Below are 20,643 nucleotides of genomic sequence, written 5' to 3'. Positions count from 1 at the left end.
GCGCTCTCCAGCCTGCGACGATCTGGTTGCAGGCTGGATGAACGCGACCGGAAAGCGACATCATCAATGCGGCGCGTTTGGCACCGGCAGTTTCCCGGCTCTTAAGAGCGTCATTTCTTGCTTACAGAGCAGAACCACCGCCTGGCGAGCTTTAACACGGCGGGAGGTAAGGGCTCTTTTCACGGTCTGACGATCCGCACCTGATTCCAGCATCTGAAAACACATCAGGGAGAGTGCACGTCTGTTTTTCATCGCATATTCACTTTATTGAGTAAGCCTGCAGGGGGAGCTACATGCCGTTATTTTACAACGATGCAAATGGATATTACTAACCTGTTGGTGTTGTCTCACTTAACGTGCTGACTGAAAACGTACGCTGTACTCTCCCGGCGTCAGGCCAAACTGACGCCGGAACAGGCGGCAGAAATAATTACTGTCCTGATACCCGCACCGCTGTGCGACTTCGCTAATCGACAGATGGTATTTCTGTAAGATGATGCGCGCCTTCGCCATTCTGACCCACCGCAGGTACTCGACGAACCCCATGGTGCCGTGCTGGGCAAACACTTTTGACAGGTGGTTGGGCGTGATATTAAAAAACTGCGCTACGCTTTCCCGGGTCAGCGGTTGGGCATAGTTATCCTGCACCCAGTTACACATACTGTGATAGAGAAATTCAGCGCGCGGACGCTCTGTGTCAGGGCGGGTATTCACCACGCTACGACACAGATGCAGCAGGCTAAGCACCAGCGGCTGAATAATATCCTGGGCCTGAGGAGAGCGGCTTAAATGGGTTAATGCGGTGAGCATCGCCTCGCCTTCGCCGCGCTGCGGATGTGGTAACTCAATACGGCGGATAGGACGTAACAGCGATGCCGTTCGATTATCGTAAAAAGAGAGCCCCAGCCAGGCCGGAGAAAACACCAGACTCAGTAGCATCACGGGGTTATCGCTGCCGGGCAAATTCGCCGCTTTCGCCGGGATAAACAGCATGTCGCCTTCAGGCAGGCTATGCTGCTGTTTTTCCAGTTGATTACTGTATTCGCCACGCAGCACGATATCGAGGCGCGGAAGGTCAATACACAAACTGCCGGACGGAAACGTGGGGGGCTGGGACGCGAACCACACGCGGCCAAGACGCTGCGGGTTCAATACCAGGCCGCTGAACAGATCGGCGAAAAACTGTTGGTCTGCGGGGAGGCCTGGCTCTTTCATCACTCTTTCTCTGCGCTATAAGTGCATTAACTGCCTGAACTCTTTCACTTTACTCCGACTCACCGGGATTTCAAATTCCAGATCTTTTAAGCGCAAAATGTAGGTGTTGTTAAACCAGGGTTCGATCTCGCGGATTTTATTCAGATTCACACAGAACGAGCGGTGGCAGCGGAAGAAATGCGAAGCAGGCAATTTGCTGCAAAATTCAGTGATGTTCATCGGCATCACGTACGATTCGCGCCGGGTGTAGACAAACGTCATCTTTTCATGGGCTTCTGCGTAGTAGATGTCGTTGATCGGGGTCACGATGATCCGCTCATCTTTGATCAGATTGATCGTATCGTTTTCGCGGGTCACCTGACTGGCAGGCGAGGTTCCCGTTTGCTGTTGCTGCCAGGCTGCTTCCAGCTTTTGCAGCATGCCGACGATGCGTGATTCCTGATACGGCTTCAGGATGTAGTCAAAAGCCTCCAGTTCAAAGGCTTCAACAGCGTGCTCTTTCCACGCGGTAATAAAGACAATAAAGGGCTTGTGCGCGAACTGGCTGATGTTTTGCGCCAACAGGACGCCATCCAGCGAGGGAATATTGATATCCAGAAAAATGGCGTCAACGCGGTTGTGCTGGAGATATTTCAGCACGTCCAGACCGTCGTCAAATGTGCCGACAATCTCCATCTGGCTGTGCTCTTTTATCAGCCAGCTAAGTTCCTGTTGGGCCAGGAATTCATCTTCAACAATGATGACTTTCACGACTTCACTCCTGGTTAAAGCAACAATGTGGCCGGTGCGGCTGCGGGCGAGTGCTGATTAGGCACATAAAAGGCAATCTCTGTGCCTGGCTCCAGACGGCGGATATGGAGGCCCTCGCCGTAGAGCAGCTTAACGCGATGATGCACATTCAACAGACCAATTTTATTGCCCGGCATTTCATTGGATTCGACCCGTTCAATCACTTTTGGATCGATACCGTGGCCCGTATCCCGCACGGCAATCCGTACCCGATTACCGCACTCCGCAACGCTGATGGTGACCACCCCTTTTCCTTTGCAGGGTTGAATCCCATGGACGATAGCGTTCTCTACCAGCGGCTGAATCAGCAGGCTGGGAATATAACAGCTTACCTCTTCATCGATATCATAAATAACCGTCAGCTTGTCGCCAAAACGGGCCTGTTCGATGGCGATGTAATCCTTGATTTGATACAGCTCTTTTTTGATGTCGATCTGCTCATCGTCTTTTAATTCAATATTATAGCGAAGATAGCGCGATAAATTAAAAATCAGCTGGCGCGCTGTGTCTGGATTCAGTCGCACCGACGATGAAATTGCGTTCAGGGCGTTAAACAGGAAATGGGGATTTATTTTACTTTGTAGCGCACGCAGCTCTGCCTTATTTGCCATTTCGCGTAGCTGCTCCGCCCGGGAGACTTCCAACTGAGTCGAGATAATTTGCGACAGGCCGATGGCCATTTCTTGTAGCGAGGAGGTTATCTGGTGAGCGTGACAGTAGTAGATTTTTAGCGTACCGGTGACAACACCTTTCTCCCAAAGCGGAATCACCAGCATGGAGTGTATTTCCGGCGTACGGTGCGCTTCATCATTGTTTTTAATGATGATTTTTCCGTAATTGATCGCCTGTTGCGTAGTCGGACTGACGAAATCATCATTATCGCGGTAGTTAAGTTCACCCACGCCAACGTAGGCCAGCACGTGCTGGGTGTTGGTAATAGCGACGGCATCAGCATGGATATCATGGCGAATAATTTCGCACACCTGGCGAAGCGATTCGCTATTGACCTGGCGAAAAAGCGGCAGAGTTTTGTTGGCGATATCCAGAGCCAGCTTAGCCTGCTTCGCGGCGCTGGCTTCTTTCTCGCCTTCCACGCTTTGCACCAGCATGACGATAAAACCAATGCAGACACTACCAAGAATCATTGGGATGCCGATCTTCGAGACGATATCCAGCCCCAGTTCGGTGGTGGGCGCCCAGGCGACGACGAGGATCATGGTCAGAGATTCGCACAGCATTCCGCCTAAAATACCCGCACGCCAGTGCTGCGCTTTGGGGATCCTACGGTTGATCCAGCCGGCAATGCAGCCTGCCAGAATGCTGGTGATAAAGCAGGGCAGGGCGGTTACGCCGCCGATGTCGATCAGGTAGCGGTGGGTGCCCGCGATCAGGCCTGTAATAATACCGACCCAGGGACCGAACAGAATTCCCCCTGACATGACGGCGATAATACGTACGTTAACCAGTGAGCCTTCAACCGGTACGCCGGACCAGGTACTGAACAGGGCAAACATTGAGAAAATCGCGGTAACGGCGAGCAGCTCTTTCGGGGAGTGGGCTGACTTGTGCAACAGTTCGCGAAACAGGCGGATACGAATCAGGAAAAACAGACAGAACAGCATCAGCGCTGCCCGGTCGAATACCGCCAGCAGCATATTGAATATTTCGTGCACGGGTGACTCTTGCGCAAGGGTTAAACCTCTATGATAGGTAACCTGAGGCTGGATGACCAGCACCCGCGCAGCCTGTGGCTAATGGGGAAAAACCTTAATCTTAAAAGGGGATTGTTGCATGATTGTTGTATTTACAATGCCTGTCCTGTCAACGGAGCGCGAAAAGTAATATGTTTAACAATAAAATGTTAAATGGTGGTAATTTTAAGCGGAGTGTGAAAAATTTTATTTCCTCATTTTTTCTGGCACTTCCTCTTTTATCTCAATAAAAAATATTTTGTTTTGCCTCTCGACAGAAGGAAATTATTCAGGCTATTTTCTAAACGTGCCACCATCGTGGCAGCGTCGCTCGGACGGTCCGGGCGCTAACGTTAATCTGAGGATATTATGGCTGACTCCCGCCCTGAACGTCGCTTTACGCGTATTGATCGTCTTCCCCCTTACGTTTTTAACATTACTGCTGAACTGAAGATGGCTGCGCGTCGGCGCGGCGAAGATATTATCGATTTCAGCATGGGGAACCCGGATGGGGCCACGCCTCCTCACATTGTCGAAAAACTCTGTACCGTGGCGCAGCGCCCGGATACGCACGGTTACTCCACCTCGCGCGGCATTCCGCGTCTGCGTCGGGCAATTTCCCGTTGGTACCAGGAACGCTATGACGTTGAGATCGATCCGGAATCCGAAGCGATTGTGACGATTGGCTCGAAAGAAGGATTGGCGCACCTGATGCTGGCCACGCTGGATCACGGCGATACGGTCCTCGTACCGAACCCGAGCTATCCGATCCATATTTATGGCGCGGTGATTGCCGGCGCGCAGGTACGCTCAGTGCCGCTGGTCGAAGGCGTCGATTTCTTTAATGAGCTGGAGCGCGCGATTCGCGAAAGCTACCCGAAACCGAAGATGATGATCTTAGGTTTTCCCTCCAACCCGACTGCGCAGTGCGTCGAGCTGGAGTTCTTCGAAAAAGTTGTGGCCCTGGCTAAACGCTATGACGTGCTGGTGGTTCATGACCTGGCCTATGCCGATATCGTCTACGATGGCTGGAAAGCGCCGTCGATTATGGAGGTACCGGGCGCTCGTGATGTCGCGGTGGAGTTTTTCACCCTATCGAAAAGCTACAACATGGCGGGCTGGCGTATCGGTTTTATGGTAGGTAACAAAACGCTGGTGAACGCGCTGGCTCGCATTAAGAGCTATCACGATTACGGAACCTTTACTCCGTTGCAGGTTGCAGCAATCGCCGCGCTGGAAGGCGATCAGCAGTGCGTGCGGGATATTGCTGAGCAATATAAACGTCGTCGAGATGTGCTGGTTAAGGGGCTGCATGAAGCCGGGTGGATGGTCGAGATGCCCAAGGCCTCGATGTACGTTTGGGCGAAAATCCCAGAGCAATATGCCGCGATGGGCTCACTTGAATTTGCCAAGAAACTGCTGAACGAGGCGAAGGTATGCGTTTCGCCGGGGATTGGTTTTGGTGATTATGGCGATACGCACGTGCGCTTTGCGTTAATTGAAAACCGCGACCGTACCCGCCAGGCGATCCGTGGCATCAAAGCAATGTTCCGCGCCGATGGCTTACTGCCTGCCAGTGCAAAATCGGCCACTGAAAGTACCGACTAACAACACGTTTCCCCAAAAGCAAACAGGAGCCATCAGGCTCCTGTTTTTTTGCTGCGTCTTTTAATTTAGATCATCAGGGCGAAAGTACCGGCCCAAACGATGACCATAAAAGAAATGCCCATAAAGAAATATTTCACTTTTCATCTCTCCGCGTACCTGAGGTACGTCTAAATGAACATATGCTAACCTGACAGAGAGCTGATGCACGCGTAAACGAAATGGAGAATTCCCTTCGTTTGCTTGTCTGCATCACCTCAGAATTCTGAGCTTTTATGCTCCAGACGGCGCTAATGTACGCCTAAAAATGAGGTGAGACAAGAGGCATTTTTTTATTTAATTTTAATAACTTACAAGTGTCGTGATTCGGCGACAGTTTAATTTCTGTCGGTAATAAATTGCTATTGAGCGACGAAATGTTTACTCGGAGAATTCTCATATCTCCATGATGTTAATGCGGTTAATTTTTCGCGGAATGAGATTATGAAAAGGTTAAAAATGACCAGATTAATGATGTTAGCACTCGTTCTTACGCCAGTGACGTCGATGGCGGCCTCGCCGATGGCATTCAATTTCAGCTGCGCAAGTATTGGTGGTGTGAATAGTGATGGTAAAGGCAATATCTGGATTGATGGCACTAAGGCGACGGTAAAGGCCTTCAATGAAAATTACTGGGAAGCAAAAAGCGGTAACAATACCGTGTCTATCTCCCGTAAAGATGACGGGAATCCGGACGTTTCCTGGACCGGGCCTAATCGTAAGCACGGGATTTGCCTGCCTGAAGACAATATCGACTTTTCAGGGGCAAAGAAATCGACCAGCAACGGGCCTTCTTTTTCCTGTTCTGCGGTAGCAAAGGGCAGTATCGAAGAGGTTATCTGTCAAAGTCCTTCGCTCTCAGCCATGGATTTGGCATTGAACGGGGCCTACAAGCAGGCGCTGGTAAAATCGAGTAATAACCCGACGCTCAAAGCAGAGCAACGCGGCTGGGTGAAAGGGCGTAACGAATGCTGGAAAGAGCAGGATAAGCCAGCGTGTATAGCCCGTAACTACAATGAGCGAATGGCTGAATTACAGAACAAGTGGGGCGTGAAGTAATTCAGGCGCAGAAAAAAAGAAAGGCCTTTCGGCCTTTCTTTTTAGATATATAACGAGGCTTCACCCATCGGGCGAGTTTTGAAGCGACGGTGGATCCAGAGATACTGCTCGGGCGCGCGCATGATCTCTTTTTCGATAATTTTGTTCATATACGCCGCTGCCTGGCTTTCATCTGTTGGATAACCTTCCATTTCTGGCGTGATGAACAGGCGGTAACCGGAGTTATCTGCTTTTCTCACCATGGTTACGGTCAGCATCGCTGCGCCCGATAACCGTGACAGCACGTAAGTACCGTTGGTGGTCGCGACGTTTTTGACTGCAAAGAAGGGGGCGAATGAACTCCCTTTACGACCGTAGTCCTGATCGGGGGCAAACCATACCGCTTCCCCTTTTTTCAGGGCGCCGACAATACCGCGCAGATTATTTCTGCCGATCATGGCCTTGTTGGAGCGCATACGACCGCGGGTTTGGATCCACTCCATCAACTTATTATTGTGCGGACGATAGGTTGCCATCATCGGTTGGCAAAGTCCCATTACGCGACCACCCAACTCGAGTGACATAAAGTGTACGCCTACCACCATCACGCCACGGTTTTGCATCTGTGCGCGTTGCAGGTTGTCCAGCCCTTCTACATCAAACCATTTGCGTACCCGGCGATCCGGCCAGAACCAGGCCATACCCGTTTCAAGCAGCGCCATGCCGAGTGAACGGAAGTTCTCATCGACCAGTTTGTCTCTTTCTTCTTGCGACAGATTTGGGAAACAGAGTTCGAGATTTTTATGAGCAATAGATTCACGGCGCTTTAAAAATGGACGAGCCAGCGTTCCTGTACGGGTACCAAGAAAACACAATACGGGATAGGGAAGCTGTACCAGTAACCAGAGCACACCGACGCCAAACCATGTGAGCCAGTAGCGCGGATGCAAAAACGCGCGTGAAAATTTACATTGGGGGAACATAAGCACCTGTTGTTGATACGAAATAGGTGTATCGCGAAGATTCTTTAGTCTGCGCTTTACAGTCTGTACTGATCGTTAGGCCGCCATGAACGACATTGGTTCCTGTAAAGAGTGTAAAACTGAGTCAGGACAAAACCAGGAAGGGGCATGAATGATCGGACGCTCAATGTACACCCGAATATTAATGTCAGCCAGAAATAATTACTCAAGATGCGTAAATGTTTTTACGGCGATTAAGGTCAAAAATGAGTCGATATATAATGCGTTGTTTTTATGACGATTAAATAAACGGCTGTCGAATAAATTAGTAGTCAGCGATTGAGTGATTTTTGTAACGAAAATGTTGCTTAAATTGCGAACCATTGGGAATTGTCTTAGAATATAAACTCAAGGGAGTGTAAGGACTTACGTAAATTTTTACGGCAAACAGGAGGTATCGCTATGTTCTATTTTTGGATCTTTCTCGCGTTGAGCATTCTGAGCGTCAGTTGCTATATCTGGCAGGTTATGGGGGCTGCGGCGTCAATAAGTGCTTTTATCGGCATGGCCATACTCACGGCATTAATTTACGTTTTTACTATGCAGTTGACCAATGGTAACGAGATGGTTACCGGATTATTCCTTTTTCTTGCCCCAGCATGCGGTTTGATCATCCGCTTTATGGTGGGTTACGGTAAGCAATAAATTATCACGTTGAGCTATTTATTCTTTATCTGAATGTATTGAAGTGCCAGCATCGCTGGCACTTTTTGCGAGACTCAAATCGGTTACCGGGCATCAGCCAACTGGAGTGACGCTTCCTCTTGCTGAGCGTTTTTCCGTTGTTGTTCGAGTTCCAGCGCGCCGCGATGGGAGAGGTAGCAGAACAGGATGCAGCAGACAATCCCGCCCATCAACAGATAGAAGCCGCCATGCCATCCCATTTTATCGACCATCACGCCAAACAGGCTGGTTCCCAGCGATGCGCCAAAAATGTAGCTCATGAATCCGCGTAACCCTACCGCAGAACCTACTGCGAAGCTGGGGACGATTTCCATGGTCTGAACGGAGGCCAGGAACTGCGGAACATAAATCAGGCAACCCACGATGGCGGCAAAAATAGTGACCATCAGCAGCGATTCACTTTTCCAGTAACCGATCAGGCAGACGAAAATCAGCGCCATACAGATCATGGCCAGCGGCATGCGACGGCCTTTAAACAGTTTATCGGTGAGCCAACCCGCCAGTAATGTGGAAGGAATTGCCGCCCATTCGAAAAACAGAAAAGCTATGCTCATTTGCTCTTTCGAGAAATGTTTTTCGGTTAATAAATAAATTGGCAGCCAGCTAATCATACCAAAACGCACCATATAGACAAAGACGTCTACCAGTGAAACATACCAGGCATTTTTATTACGCAATACATAGGTGCAGAAGATCTGGAAGGCACTCATATTTTCTGGCGCCTGGACAGCGTGTCGGGAATTTAATACGACTTTTTCTTCCGGCATCATTTGTTCCAGAGCCGGTAAGCCCTCCTGGCGTGGTGAACCTTTCCCCAGCATCAGCACAATAAAAGCAAACAGTACGGCAACACAGGCCGGAACAATATAGCTGGCGCTTTGCCAGTGTTCGCTCCCCAAAATGGCAAACGCGGCGCCAACAATCGGGGCGACAATACCACCGCCAACGTTGTGTGAGATATTCCAGAATGCGCCAACGCGTCCACGTTCTTTACGTGGAAACCAGTTAGCGATGGTAATAAATGAAGGGCCAACGCCCATCCCCTGAAACAAACCGTTGAAAACGACCAGCGCGGCAAATATCCAGAATCCGGTACTGAACCCCAGGCCTACGTTGACGATAGCGCACAGGATCAGGCCGCATGCCATGAAGACTTTCGGGCTGGCCTTGTCTGCCAGACTGCTCATAATGCCTTTACTGATCCCATAGGCAATAAGCATGCAGCTGCTAAGTAAACCAATCTGCGTAGCGCTGAGATCCAGGTGCTCCTTCAGGTATGGAGTCGAGAGCGTGAAGTTATTGCGCACAATATAGTACGCAAGATAGCCAAGAAATACGCTGAGTAATGCCTGAATGCGGTATCGGCCATAAGTTGCCTGGACTTTCTCCGCCGGGACTTTATTCGCCGCTGGTCCTGCCTTAAATATTGATAACATATCATCACCTAATTTTTTATTGATGTGAATATCAGGATTTTTCGCAGTGAAGAGTGAAATAGACGGCAAAGAAACTCAAGTTGATGAAATGTGTCACTATTGACTCAATTTTTGGGCGGCGTGGCAGATTTTGACTCTTTTTTAATAATGGATTTTCAATTCTATTCTTTCACGGGAATTTTTATCATCGGCGTGTGCGGGTATTAACAAATTCAGGCTGCATTTTCGGGTATTCTTTACTGATGTCGTCACTTTCCGTTTGGTTATTCTACGAATAACCTTATTCTTCCCCCCAGCGGTGATAAACGGGTAAGTTTTGTCTCAATATTATTTTTTGTACATGTTGGTATTTATGAACGGGATCACAAACAGACTGTTGGGCCGGGGGCGTTTTTGGGCATTCTTGCTCTGTTTTATGTCGCTGTCGGCGAGCTGCCAGGTCCTGGGTAAAGAGCTGGTGATGGCGACCACCTTTTCCCCAGGGGCCACGGCCTGGATTATCCAGCGCTGGCAGACGGAGCCAGGGTCAGTGATGATTCGCACGTTAAACCGGACCAGCGGTTCGCTGGAACAGTTGCTGGATACTGCGAATGCGGAAAACGTCGATCTGATTTTGACCTCATCACCCATGCTGTTGCAGCATCTTCAGGAGCACCAGAAGCTGGCGCCTTTCGATAATGCGCTGCCTGAAAGCCAGCGGCTGGTGCCAGACTCGATTCGCTCGACCTCCGTGGCTGTGGCGATATCAGGGTTTGGCCTGTTGATTAATCGTTCTGCGCTGGCGGCGCGGCATCTTCCGCCGCCTGCCGACTGGGGGGATTTAACGCAGCCTAAATATCAGAACGCGCTGTTGATGAGTAGCCCGTCGCGTTCCGATACCAACCACCTGATGGTTGAGTCGCTGCTGCAACAGAAAGGGTGGGAAGAGGGCTGGGCGACGCTGTTAGCCAGCGCCGGTAATCTGGTAACGATTTCATCACGCAGTTTTGGCGTGGCCGACAAAATTAAGAGCGGTTTGGGCGTAGCGGGGCCGGTCATTGATAACTATGCCAACCTGTTGCTTAACGATCCGCACCTTACTTTTACCTATTTCCCTCGCTCGGCGGTGTCACCCACCTATGTTGCCGTACTCAAGAATAGCCAGCACCCCAACGAAGCGCGTCGCTTTATCCGCTATCTGTTAAGCCCGGAAGGACAGCGGATCCTTGCGGATGCGAACACGGGGAAATATCCGGTCACGCAGCTCGCGCCTGATAACCCACGCGCCGCTCAGCAGGCTATTTTGATGAGCCAGCCCGCGCTTAATTATCGGCTGATCCTTAAGCGGCAACAGTTGGTGCAGCGGATGTTTGATACCGCCATCAGTTTTCGACTCGCGCAGCTGAAAGATGCCTGGCGGGCGCTATACAGTGCGGAAGCGCGCCTGAAACGCCCGCTACCCGAAATCAGAGCATTACTGACCAGCGTCCCGATAGATGCCAGAAGTAGTGAGGATGAGGCCTGGCTTGCGCAATTTGAGAATAAAAGCGTAGCCGAACAGCAGATGATGGAGTGGCAGCTCTGGTTTCTTAAAAATCAGCGTCAGGCGATATCCAAACTGGAAGAGTTAAAATGAAAGGTGGTTCGATACTGCAACGCCTGCGCCAGCTCAGCATCAGCAGCAGCCTGCGGGGAGCGTTTCTGACGGGCGCATTACTGACGTTGAGCGTAAGCTGCGTCAGTTTGTACTCCTGGCATGAGCAGAGCTCGCAGATACGCTATTCACTTGATGATTACTTCCCGCGCGTACATTCCGCTTTTTTGATAGAAGGAAATCTCAACCTGGTTGTGGATCAGCTTAATGAATTCCTGTTGGCCCCCAACACCACGGTAAGGCTGCAACTGCGCAATCAGATTATTTCTCATCTGGACAAAATTGAGGTGCTTAGCCGGGGATTACAATCGGCAGAACAACAGCAGTTGGCGGTGATTTTGCAAGACAGCCGGGCGCTGATGGCGGAGCTGGACCGGGTGCTCTACAACATGTTCCTCGTGCGCGAAAAGGTGAGTGAACTCTCCGCGCGCATCGACTGGCTACATGATGATTTTACTACCGAGCTGAATTCGCTGGTGCAGGATTTTACCTGGCAGCAGGGGACGTTGCTGGATCAAATTGAGGCCAAAAACGGCGATGCAGCGCAGTATCTCAAACGTGCCAGAGAGGTACAAAACGAGCAGCAGCAGGTTTACACCCTGGCAAGAATTGAAAATCAGATCGTGGATGATTTACGCGACAGGCTCAATGAACTGAAGTCGGGTAGCGACGACGGAATGCTGGTGGAGAATCATATCCGCTATCTGGAGAACCTGAAGAAAACGGCGGATGAAAATATCCGTACCCTCGATGACTGGCCCAGTACTATCACCCTGCGGCAAACCATTGATGAGTTACTGGAAATCGGGATGATGAAAAATAAAATGCCCGATACCATGCGCGATTATGTCGCCGCGCAAAAAGCGCTCGTTGATGCTAACCATGCCAGAGAGGCAACGCTCGGGCGCTTTCGAACACTGCTTGAGGCGCAGTTGGGGAGTAGCCATCAGCAAATGCAGATGTTTAACCAGCGGCTGGAACAAATTGTTCGCGTCAGCGGTGGACTTATTCTGCTGGCGACGCTGCTGGCGCTACTTCTCGCCTGGGGGCTCAACCATTACTTTATTCGTTCGCGTCTGGTGAAGCGTTTTACCGCACTCAACCAGGCCGTGGTGCAAATTGGTCTTGGCAGAACGGATGCCACCATCCCGGTTTATGGGCGCGATGAGCTCGGGCGCATCGCAGGATTGCTGCGCCATACTCTGGGCCAGTTGAGTGCGCAAAAAAATCAGCTGGAGCAGGAAGTGACAGAGCGCAAGGAGATAGAGTCCGATCTCCGGGCAACGCAGGATGAACTGATCCAGACGGCAAAACTGGCAGTGGTTGGACAGACCATGACCACGCTGGCGCACGAGATTAACCAACCGCTGAATGCGTTGTCGATGTACCTGTTTACGGCGGGAAGGGCAATTGAACAAGGACAATCCGCTCAGGCCAGAAGTACGTTAACCAAAGCGGAGGGGCTGATTACCCGTATTGATGCCATTATCCGTTCGCTGCGTCAGTTTGCACGTCGGGCCGAGCCGGGCGCGCCTTTGCATCCGGTCGATCTGCGACAAACATTCAGCGCCGCCTGGGAACTGTTGGCTATGCGGCATAAGCCACAGCAGGGTACGCTGACGCTTCCAGCCCAGAGTGTATGGGTGACAGGTGATGAAGTGCGTATTCAGCAGGTGCTGGTAAACGTACTGGCAAATGCGCTGGATGCCAGTCCGACTGGCGCGCAAATAGAGGTTCACTGGCAGGCTGAGGGCAGCCGATTGTGCGTCTTTGTCTGCGATAACGGCCCCGGCTGGCCGGAGGCGTTATTGCCATCACTGTTAAAGCCGTTTACCACCAGTAAGGATGTGGGGCTCGGTATTGGCTTATCGATTTGTGTATCGTTAATGGGGCAAATGAACGGCGAACTGCGCCTGGCGTCGACACCGGGGCGTAATGCCTGCGTCGTTCTGCAATTTAATCTGACGGATGTAAACGATGTTGTGTGATGACTATTCTGTTCTGCTGATTGATGATGATGCCGATGTTCTCGATGCTTACACTCTGTTGCTTGAACAAGAGGGGTACCGTGTCTATGCATGCAATAACCCTTTTGATGCCCGAAACTGGCTGCAGGCCGACTGGCCGGGGATTGTTCTGAGCGATGTGTGTATGCCTGGCTGCAATGGAATAGACCTGATGACGTTGTTTCATCAGGATGATAATCAGTTGCCAATCCTGCTTATCACCGGGCATGGCGATGTCCCGATGGCGGTGGAGGCAGTAAAGAAAGGCGCATGGGACTTTCTGCAAAAACCGGTCGACCCCGGCAAACTGCTGTCGCTGGTAGAGGATGCGCTGCGTCAGAGACAATCCGTAATTGCCCGTCGCCATTATTGCCAGCAAAAGCTTCAGGTTGAACTGCTCGGCTACAGTGACTGGGTCAATCAGTATCGTCAACGTCTGCAACACCTGGCGGAAACGGATATTGCCGTCTGGTTTTATGGCGAGCCGGGGACAGGACGTATGACCGGAGCCCGGTATTTGCATCAGCTTGGGCGCAGCGCTGATGGGCCGTTTATCCGCGGTGAAATAACGCCCGGGAACGCGGGACTACTCAATGACCTTATTGCACAGGCGCAAGGAGGAACGCTGGTCCTGAGCCATATTGAGTGCCTGACACGTGAACAGCAGCACCATCTGGTGCATCTGCAAAGCCAGGAGCGGCGTCCGTTTCGTCTGATAGGCATTGGTGACACATCGTTAGTGGAACTGGCGGCAACCAACCAGATTGTGGCCGAACTCTACTACTGTTTTGCGATGACGCAAATCGGTTGCCAGCCGTTGTCACAGCGTCCGGATGATATTGAGCCGCTGTTTCGTCATTACCTGCAGAAAGCCTGTCTGCGCCTGAATCATCCCGTGCCCGAGGTTGAAGGGGAGTTACTGAAAGGCATGCGGCGTCGCGTGTGGTTAAGTAATGTCCGGGAACTGGCGAATGCCGCCGAGCTTTTTGCCGTTGGGCTACTCCCACTGGCTGAAACCGCGAATCCGCAGCTGCATCTGCCTGAACCAACACCGCTCGATCGGCGGGTTGAAGAGTACGAGCGACAGATCATTACTGAAGCGCTAAATATTCATCAGGGGCGCATTAATGAAGTGGCGGAGTATTTACAAATCCCGCGTAAAAAATTGTATTTACGCATGAGAAAATACGGGCTGAGCAAAGAACACTATAAGTTTTAGTCGACAGAATTGGGGGAGAAGGGACGTCGAGAGTATTTCGGTGGCGGCGTTGGCGTTCACCGAAATAGGCAACGGAAGTCCGGGTGATTATCTGGTTGTTTTTCTTACCACATCAAATCATCAGGGATGACAAAATCAGCATACGGATCGTCTTCGTCCTTCGCTTCCTGGCTCAGCTCGCAATTTAAAACGATATAACTTGCATCGCGCTGCGCAATCTTGTCGGCGACGACAGCCGGGATAATGGCGTATTCGCTATCGTTGCCGCTTTCAGCCGTCAGTCGGGCAATGGCCAGACGGCCCTTGATCAGCTGAGACTGAGTCACCTTATCAACATAGACTTTTTTGATCAGGTTATTATCAGTAAAGTTGTAACCAATATCGCCACGGGTAATGGTGATTTTATTCATTTCAATCAGTTGCTTGATCTGGGCTTTATATTCTTTAGACAGCGCGGCCTGTTTCTGCTGTTCGCTGAGCTGCTTGTCGCGCTCAATTTGCGCTTTTTTATTCTCTTCAACCGCTTCTCTGGCTTCGCGAGCCTGAACGCGCGATTTCTTCGCCGTTCTTTGCACTTTGGCCACTTTTTTGCTGCTGACCAGACCTGCCTTAAGCATCTGTTCTTGTAGGGTAAGTTTTGTCATCGTCGCTTCTAATCCAATAAAATCGTTGTCAGGATTATAACCTTAACGTTCGGCGGGATGCCAGAAAATGGCCGTGCCACGACGGTTATCTCCAGTATGCGTCACTGTTCTGTGTCTTACTCCCTTTCCGAATCGTGTTGATAGTTAACCCGTTTTTTAATAAGAAATAATATGCTGAATGATTTAACTAACTTGAGAATAGATATCATAAATATAAATATTCCAGTGATTTATCCTGATTGTCATAATCAAATAGAGTTATTTTGGCAGGTATTTAATCTAAAAAACAATCAGTTGTCTCTTGATCAAATTTAAAGTGCAGCCTCATTGCGCCGATAACCATAATGAAAATATGGACAATGGAGGGAAGTGGCATGTGGTGGGTTTATCGAATGCCGATGAAAATGAAGTTAATAATCGCGCTACAACCACTATTATTGGCGTTATGTTGGTTTGCTGGTTCAGGAATAGTGACGCGCATTGAGACAGAACGGCAGATGGAGAATATTGCTCAACTGACAGCGCTCGCGCGTAGTGCCGGAAATGTGGTGCATGAGCTGCAAAAAGAACGGGGAATGAGCGTCGGATTTCTGGGGGCTGAAGGGAAGACGTTCAAAGATGAGTTAACCGCGCAGCGGGCTTTAACCGATCGCGAGATCGAGGTCTTTGTGCGTTCACTGTCCGATACTGCATTACCAGAAGGGGATGCCGCCAATTCTGTCACCACGTTTAAGAAAAACATTCTGTCGCTTGCCACCATCCGGGAAAACGTCACGCGATTGGGGCTTCCGGCCTCAGATGTCGTTAAGTTTTATACTAATGTCATTGCTGATGTGCTGAGTTTTGTGGGCAGGTTGGGACAGTTGACGGATTCAGGCGAGATGGCGAACGCATTCGCCGCCTACTACAATTTGCTGAATTTGAAAGAACAAGCAGGTATTGAACGCGCGCTGCTGTCAAATATCTTTTCCTCCGGTCATTTCGCCGAGGGGCAGTTACATCAACTCAGTGATGTCGTCAGTAAACAGAACGTCTGGCTGGCACAATCGTTGCGTCTGAGCCCACCGGAACAGGCGGCCATGCTGGAAAGCCGCTTACAGTCCACAGAAGCGTCAAAAGCCCTCTCATTACGCGAAACCGCGTTTAGTCATGCCGCGAACGGTGGATTTGATGTCGATCCTACTGTCTGGTTCAAGGTTCAAACCCAGCGTATTGAAGTGATGCGGCAGATAGAAGATGTGACGGCGAATCTTCTGTTAGCGAATGCGGAAAAACTCGCGCAGGATGCACGAAAAAACTGGCAAATATATATGATTGTCAGCTTGTTAGCGCTCCTGGCATCATTGGCGTTCGCAGGGGCAATCGCTATCAATATGCATCGTCAATTTAGTGACACGCTCCGCAAGATTGCGGGTATGAACGGCGATCTGACTCAACGACTGGCGACCCCGGGGAAAGATGAGCTTTCCTCACTTAATCGCGCCTATAACACGATGCTGGAAAGTATTCAGCATATCGTCCAGGAGATTAAACAAGGCTCCGTGGTTTTATCCGATGCCAGCAGCAGTATTACGGCGGGTAATCAGGACCTGGCCCAACGCACGGATGAACAGGCAGCATCAATAGTACAAGCGGTGGCCAGTATGGAACAGCTCTCCACGACGATTACGCAAACGGCGGACAATGCCCGCGAAGCGGAGCATCTGACAATCAGGCTGGAAAAAGAGGTCCGCCAGGCCAGTAACGTCGCCAGTGCGGCAAATCAAAGCATGGGGGATATTCGCTCTTCCAGTGAGAAAATCTCGAATATTGTGACCTCGATAGACGATATTTCGTTTCAGACTAACTTGCTGGCGCTGAATGCGGCAGTGGAAGCTGCACGGGCAGGAGAGATGGGCAGGGGGTTTGCGGTTGTGGCCAGTGAAGTGCGGAATCTTTCGCAGCGTTGTGCCAAAGAAGCTAATCAGATCCGCGAGCTGGTCGCGCAGAATATGGTAAAAATTAGTGAGGGTGTTGAGCGGGTTACGGCGTCCGCTACCGCGCTAGAAGCCGCGGCGGACAATACCACCAGCATGAAGCAATATATTGCGGATATCGCTCGTGTAGCGACGGAACAATCGCAAGGGGTAACTCAGATTAACCTGGCACTGCGACCTATGGAGCAGGTCACGCAGCAAAACGCGGCGTTGGTTTCTCAGGCCGCGAGCGACAGCCAGCGCCTGGACAATCTGTCTGTCACTATGAAGGATCTGGTCAATCGTTTTGTTGTCTGACCTGACGCCGTTTAACCGACCCGGACAACATACCGGGTCGGTTCATCCCCTGGCGGGGAAATAGTATTAACGATAAATTGCTACAACGGGTTTTCCGTCATCGCCTATGGTTCCCCGGTACATACCTTCAGAGTTGAAGGACATGGTGTAATTACCGGCTTTATCAAGCACAATTACTCCACCGCTGCCATTCAGCGCCTTAACTTCATCCAGAGCATTCTGCGCTGCGTCTTTTAAAGGGGTATTGCGGTATTTCACCTGGGCTGCAATGTTATGCGCGGTCAGTGTGCGGATAAACATTTCTCCTGAGCCGGTTGCGGATACCGCCACGGTTTCATTGTCGGCATAATTTCCTGCGCCAATGATAGGTGAATCCCCCACACGTCCGTAACGTTTGTTGGTCATTCCGCCTGTAGACGTTCCGGCAGCGAGATTACCGTCTTTATCCAGAGCAACAGCGCCGACAGTGCCATATTTATAGTCATACATCATTGGATCAGCGAACAGGGCAGCGCTCTTTCCATCGTGATCAAGGAGCACTTTTTCTTTTTTGATTGCATTCTGTAATTGCTGCCAGCGAAAATCTGTTTTGAAATAAGCAGGATCAACGGTTGCGAGTCCCTGTTCTTTTGCAAAGGTATCCGCGCCTGTCGAGACCATGAGTACGTGCGGGCTTTGAGTCATAACGGCATACGCCGCATTAATTGGGTTTTTAACCGTGGTTACACCGGCAACGGCACCGGCTTTTCGGGTTTTCCCATCCATAATGGACGCATCCAGTTCATTGCGGCCATCGTGGGTAAACACGGCACCTTTACCTGCATTGAAGAGAGGAGAATCTTCCATCACATTAATCGCTTTCTGAACGGCTTCCAGGCTGCTACCGCCTTTATTCAGAACCGCATAACCTGCATTCAGAGCTTCAGTGAGTTTTTCTGTATACTGCTTTTCCTGTTCTGGTGTGATGGTATCTTTTGTAATGGTACCGGCACCACCATGGATCACCAGCCTTATCGGCGATTGCGCGTCTCCCCATGCGGGAGCTGTCAGTAAGGTACAAAGGGTCAAAGTAGCGATACTGGTCTTGATTCTGATCATATGAATAAATTCCTTTTTTCTGAGTGATGAATCATTTCCGATAATGTTTCTCATTACCGGTATTAATCAGCCTGTTTATGGAGAACTTATCCCTGACAAACTGGCTAAAGATTAATCATGGCTATACTTCAATAATCATAATTTTGGTTAATTGATTTTAGTCAAAATATATTTTTAATGATTGATTAATCAAAAAATGAAGCGTTTCCGCAGAAGTTTCTATCATTCCACTGACCATACTCGCAGGCTTCCGGTTGCAGTCTGTCGCTGGTAAAGTGAGCAACCAATACCGAGATGTGGCCAGAAGGGAATTCCGAGTGACCGAACGTATTGATTATCAGACTGAAAAATACAGCTTTACTGAGGCGACTGAAAGTTCCCGTCTGGCTGGCCAGTGGGCTGATGTTATTGCTGAATGTCGGGAAATGAAGGCGGGTCCGGAAGAGCGTCTGCGTATTGCTTTATTGAATGTGGACTATGTGACCAGCTTTGAGCTGCCTTTCCGTTTGTTATTACTCCGTACCCCGCAACTGATTGCCAGCGTTCGTGAAGAGCTACAGCTTAGTCAGAAAAACGTAATCTTTAACGGCAAACGCTTTGGTTGTGTTTACAGCCTGAAAGCGAGTCTCGGCGGGATACCGGATGAATTTCAGTACCGCCTGTCGCATCGTATTCGACGCATTAATCGTGCAGGTTCAAGCGAAGCGCCATATCAGCAAATTGCTAAAACGGTAAAAGCACCACGTGAGCGTCTGAAGCTGGCACTGGAATCAGGCCTTGATGTCACTGCTTTGGACGGGCTTTTCTGGTTTGGCAGTCAACGTATTGCTGCTGACGTACTGAGGCTGAGAAAGTCAGGGATGCGGATAGCTACTGAGCAGACAATGGTGTCCGACAATCTTACTGCAACGGTGAGGAATGTGCCGTTTTATCGCCTGGTTTAGGGATGAACTGACAGGTAAATGAAAGGATTTAGCCGGATGCATTTAATTAAAAGTGTCCCCTGCAGGAATCGAACCTGCAACTAGCCCTTAGGAGGGGCTCGTTATATCCATTTAACTAAGGGGACGAAGCGGCACGAGTATAGCGTTTTTTACTCACAACGGTAAGCCTCAGGCCGCCCAACTGCTCAAACCGTCACCATTCAAGCCTGTTTTTTCTGGTTTTTCTGCTTTTGCTCATCCCGCCTGGCTTGTAACCTGGCTTCTTCTTTGCGTTTATTGCTCATATCATTGCGGATTTGCGCGTGGCTCATCAGCGCGAAGATAAACGTTCCGCCACAGATATTTCCGGCGAGCGTTGGTAGCGCAAAGGGCCAGAAGAAATCACTCCAGTGCAGCGTGCCATTAAAGACCAGATAGAGAATTTCCACCGAGCCGACGACGATGTGCGTGGTATCGCCCAGCGCAATCAGCCAGGTCATCAGAATAATGACCACAATTTTTGCTGCCCCGGCGGCGGGAAACATCCATACCATTGTGGCAATTAACCAGCCAGAAATGATGGCGTTGGAAAACATCTCCGTTGGCGTGTTTTTCATCACATCCATGCCGATTTTGACAAAAGCATCGCGGGTTTCTTCATCAAAAATCGGCATATGCTCAAACGCCCATGCGGCAACCCCGGTGCCAATAATATTACCCAGCAGAACCACGCTCCACAGGCGCATCAGCAGGCCAAAATTGCCGAGCGTAGGGTTTTGCATTACTGGCAGGACGGCGGTGACGGTATTTTCGGTAAACAGTTGCTGGCGGGCCATAATGACAATTATAAAGCCGAAGGTATAACCGAGGTTTTCCAGCAAAAATCCCCCAGGCACACCTTCCAGTTGCACATGAAAAATTCCTTTAGCCAGTAGCGAGGCGCCCATCGACAGTCCCGCAGCGATGGCTGACCACAGTAGCGCCATCGCGTCGCGCTCCATTTCTTTCTCCCCATCCTGGCGGATATGTTCATGGATCGCCATGGCGCGGGAGGGGAGTCTGTCCTCATCGACCTCAATCTTTTTACCCTCTAGCTTTTCGTCACTGTCGACCTGGAGTTCGTCGCTGTGCCGATCAATCTTTTCGTTCTCAATGTCATTCATAGCCGAATCCTGAATTAGCACGTATTGCTAAAGCGTAGCGGCTTTTGTCCGAAAATCAGCGGGAGAAAGTCTGAGATAGCAAAAATGGTAACGTTTGTTTTTATTGGGGTAGCTAGAATAGAGCCGCCGCGGAGTGCGCATTACCAGGCTATGATCAAATCAGTA

18 protein-coding genes and 1 tRNA gene are annotated in these 20,643 nt (G+C 50.3%); 8 read left to right on the top strand and 11 right to left on the bottom strand.

The window, feature by feature from the left end:
• Positions 1-63 precede the first annotated feature (63 nt).
• From B9P82_RS06360 to B9P82_RS06345, 4 genes are all read right to left on the bottom strand, one after another.
• Positions 64-252, bottom strand: coding sequence for a hypothetical protein (locus B9P82_RS06360; protein ID WP_032931709.1), 189 nt, complete (start codon positions 250-252; stop codon positions 64-66).
• Positions 253-351: 99 nt separating this feature from the next.
• Positions 352-1,215: an AraC family transcriptional regulator gene (locus B9P82_RS06355; RefSeq protein ID WP_101700105.1), complete on the bottom strand. Its 864-nt coding sequence runs from the start codon at positions 1,213-1,215 to the stop codon at positions 352-354.
• A 15-nt stretch (positions 1,216-1,230) separates the two neighbouring features.
• A complete protein-coding gene (gene ypdB, locus B9P82_RS06350) occupies positions 1,231-1,965 on the bottom strand; it encodes a two-component system response regulator YpdB (protein ID WP_101700104.1) in 735 nt (244 codons plus the stop codon).
• A gap of 14 nt (positions 1,966-1,979) precedes the next feature.
• A complete protein-coding gene (locus B9P82_RS06345) occupies positions 1,980-3,677 on the bottom strand; it encodes a sensor histidine kinase (RefSeq protein WP_029139619.1) in 1,698 nt (565 codons plus the stop codon).
• A 387-nt stretch (positions 3,678-4,064) separates the two neighbouring features.
• Between B9P82_RS06345 and alaC the strand changes: the two genes are divergently transcribed.
• Entirely contained in the window at positions 4,065-5,303 is a 1,239-nt protein-coding gene (alaC, locus tag B9P82_RS06340; RefSeq protein WP_016153894.1) for an alanine transaminase, read from the top strand.
• A gap of 65 nt (positions 5,304-5,368) precedes the next feature.
• Here alaC and ypdK read toward each other — a convergent pair whose 3' ends face one another.
• Positions 5,369-5,440, bottom strand: a complete 72-nt coding sequence (gene ypdK / locus B9P82_RS06335) for a membrane protein YpdK (protein ID WP_010723117.1) — start codon at positions 5,438-5,440, stop codon at positions 5,369-5,371.
• Between the two features lie 343 nt (positions 5,441-5,783).
• Here ypdK and B9P82_RS06330 point away from each other — a divergent pair, with 343 nt between their 5' ends.
• Entirely contained in the window at positions 5,784-6,398 is a 615-nt protein-coding gene (locus B9P82_RS06330; RefSeq protein WP_016153893.1) for a lysozyme inhibitor LprI family protein, read from the top strand.
• Positions 6,399-6,439: 41 nt separating this feature from the next.
• Here B9P82_RS06330 and lpxP read toward each other — a convergent pair whose 3' ends face one another.
• A complete protein-coding gene (gene lpxP, locus B9P82_RS06325) occupies positions 6,440-7,360 on the bottom strand; it encodes a kdo(2)-lipid IV(A) palmitoleoyltransferase (RefSeq protein ID WP_019077327.1) in 921 nt (306 codons plus the stop codon).
• Positions 7,361-7,801: 441 nt separating this feature from the next.
• Between lpxP and B9P82_RS06320 the strand changes: the two genes are divergently transcribed.
• A complete protein-coding gene (locus tag B9P82_RS06320) occupies positions 7,802-8,044 on the top strand; it encodes a DUF2545 family protein (RefSeq protein WP_016153891.1) in 243 nt (80 codons plus the stop codon).
• An 83-nt stretch (positions 8,045-8,127) separates the two neighbouring features.
• On the opposite strand, the gene pgtP is transcribed toward B9P82_RS06320, so the two are convergent.
• Entirely contained in the window at positions 8,128-9,519 is a 1,392-nt protein-coding gene (pgtP, locus tag B9P82_RS06315; RefSeq protein WP_016153890.1) for a phosphoglycerate transporter PgtP, read from the bottom strand.
• 421 nt (positions 9,520-9,940) lie between these two features.
• Here pgtP and pgtC point away from each other — a divergent pair, with 421 nt between their 5' ends.
• The 3 genes from pgtC to pgtA are packed head-to-tail and all read left to right on the top strand — an operon-like array spanning position 9,941 to position 14,377.
• Positions 9,941-11,134: a phosphoglycerate transport regulator PgtC gene (gene pgtC, locus B9P82_RS06305; protein WP_369707203.1), complete on the top strand. Its 1,194-nt coding sequence runs from the start codon at positions 9,941-9,943 to the stop codon at positions 11,132-11,134.
• Between the two features lie 11 nt (positions 11,135-11,145).
• Positions 11,146-13,140: a two-component system sensor histidine kinase PgtB gene (gene pgtB, locus B9P82_RS06300; RefSeq protein ID WP_170973721.1), complete on the top strand. Its 1,995-nt coding sequence runs from the start codon at positions 11,146-11,148 to the stop codon at positions 13,138-13,140.
• Positions 13,130-14,377, top strand: coding sequence for a two-component system response regulator PgtA (pgtA, locus tag B9P82_RS06295; RefSeq protein WP_101700103.1), 1,248 nt, complete (start codon positions 13,130-13,132; stop codon positions 14,375-14,377). The genes pgtB and pgtA overlap by 11 nt, the downstream gene beginning before the upstream one ends.
• A gap of 104 nt (positions 14,378-14,481) precedes the next feature.
• Here the strand turns inward: pgtA and B9P82_RS06290 are convergent, their stop codons facing one another.
• Positions 14,482-15,021 (bottom strand): DUF2058 domain-containing protein, encoded by a 540-nt coding sequence (locus tag B9P82_RS06290; protein WP_016157066.1) that lies wholly within the window; start codon positions 15,019-15,021, stop codon positions 14,482-14,484.
• A 374-nt stretch (positions 15,022-15,395) separates the two neighbouring features.
• On the opposite strand from B9P82_RS06290, the gene B9P82_RS06285 reads away from it, so the two are divergent.
• On the top strand, positions 15,396-17,294 hold the full coding sequence (locus B9P82_RS06285; protein ID WP_101700102.1) for a methyl-accepting chemotaxis protein: 1,899 nt from the start codon (positions 15,396-15,398) through the stop codon (positions 17,292-17,294).
• Between the two features lie 66 nt (positions 17,295-17,360).
• Here the strand turns inward: B9P82_RS06285 and B9P82_RS06280 are convergent, their stop codons facing one another.
• Complete coding sequence (locus B9P82_RS06280; protein WP_101700101.1) at positions 17,361-18,392, bottom strand: isoaspartyl peptidase/L-asparaginase family protein; 1,032 nt, start codon at positions 18,390-18,392, stop codon at positions 17,361-17,363.
• Between the two features lie 317 nt (positions 18,393-18,709).
• Between B9P82_RS06280 and B9P82_RS06275 the strand changes: the two genes are divergently transcribed.
• Entirely contained in the window at positions 18,710-19,336 is a 627-nt protein-coding gene (locus B9P82_RS06275) for an ECs1377 family protein (RefSeq protein ID WP_046275547.1), read from the top strand.
• Positions 19,337-19,389: 53 nt separating this feature from the next.
• Here B9P82_RS06275 and B9P82_RS06270 read toward each other — a convergent pair.
• Both B9P82_RS06270 and B9P82_RS06265 read right to left on the bottom strand, forming a co-directional pair.
• A tRNA-Arg gene (locus B9P82_RS06270) sits at positions 19,390-19,461 on the bottom strand.
• Positions 19,462-19,536: 75 nt separating this feature from the next.
• Entirely contained in the window at positions 19,537-20,478 is a 942-nt protein-coding gene (locus tag B9P82_RS06265) for a formate/nitrite transporter family protein (protein WP_047416338.1), read from the bottom strand.
• Between the last annotated feature and the right edge of the window lie 165 nt (positions 20,479-20,643).

The sequence above is a fragment of the Citrobacter sp. L55 genome (genome assembly GCF_002850715.1).
Taxonomy (GTDB): Bacteria; Pseudomonadota; Gammaproteobacteria; order Enterobacterales; family Enterobacteriaceae; genus Citrobacter; species Citrobacter braakii.
This window is presented reverse-complemented; position numbering and strand designations above follow the sequence as displayed.

What these genes read in the sequence shown, in the direction of transcription:
- B9P82_RS06360 (WP_032931709.1), bottom strand. Translation starts at nt 252, where the DNA reads ATGAAAAACAGACGTGCACTCTCCCTGATGTGTTTTCAGATGCTGGAA.
- B9P82_RS06355 (WP_101700105.1), bottom strand. Translation starts at nt 1,215, where the DNA reads ATGAAAGAGCCAGGCCTCCCCGCAGACCAACAGTTTTTCGCCGATCTG.
- alaC (WP_016153894.1), top strand. Translation starts at nt 4,065, where the DNA reads ATGGCTGACTCCCGCCCTGAACGTCGCTTTACGCGTATTGATCGTCTT.
- B9P82_RS06330 (WP_016153893.1), top strand. Translation starts at nt 5,784, where the DNA reads ATGAAAAGGTTAAAAATGACCAGATTAATGATGTTAGCACTCGTTCTT.
- lpxP (WP_019077327.1), bottom strand. Translation starts at nt 7,360, where the DNA reads ATGTTCCCCCAATGTAAATTTTCACGCGCGTTTTTGCATCCGCGCTAC.
- B9P82_RS06320 (WP_016153891.1), top strand. Translation starts at nt 7,802, where the DNA reads ATGTTCTATTTTTGGATCTTTCTCGCGTTGAGCATTCTGAGCGTCAGT.
- pgtP (WP_016153890.1), bottom strand. Translation starts at nt 9,519, where the DNA reads ATGTTATCAATATTTAAGGCAGGACCAGCGGCGAATAAAGTCCCGGCG.
- pgtA (WP_101700103.1), top strand. Translation starts at nt 13,130, where the DNA reads ATGTTGTGTGATGACTATTCTGTTCTGCTGATTGATGATGATGCCGAT.
- B9P82_RS06290 (WP_016157066.1), bottom strand. Translation starts at nt 15,021, where the DNA reads ATGACAAAACTTACCCTACAAGAACAGATGCTTAAGGCAGGTCTGGTC.
- B9P82_RS06285 (WP_101700102.1), top strand. Translation starts at nt 15,396, where the DNA reads ATGTGGTGGGTTTATCGAATGCCGATGAAAATGAAGTTAATAATCGCG.
- B9P82_RS06280 (WP_101700101.1), bottom strand. Translation starts at nt 18,392, where the DNA reads ATGATCAGAATCAAGACCAGTATCGCTACTTTGACCCTTTGTACCTTA.
- B9P82_RS06265 (WP_047416338.1), bottom strand. Translation starts at nt 20,478, where the DNA reads ATGAATGACATTGAGAACGAAAAGATTGATCGGCACAGCGACGAACTC.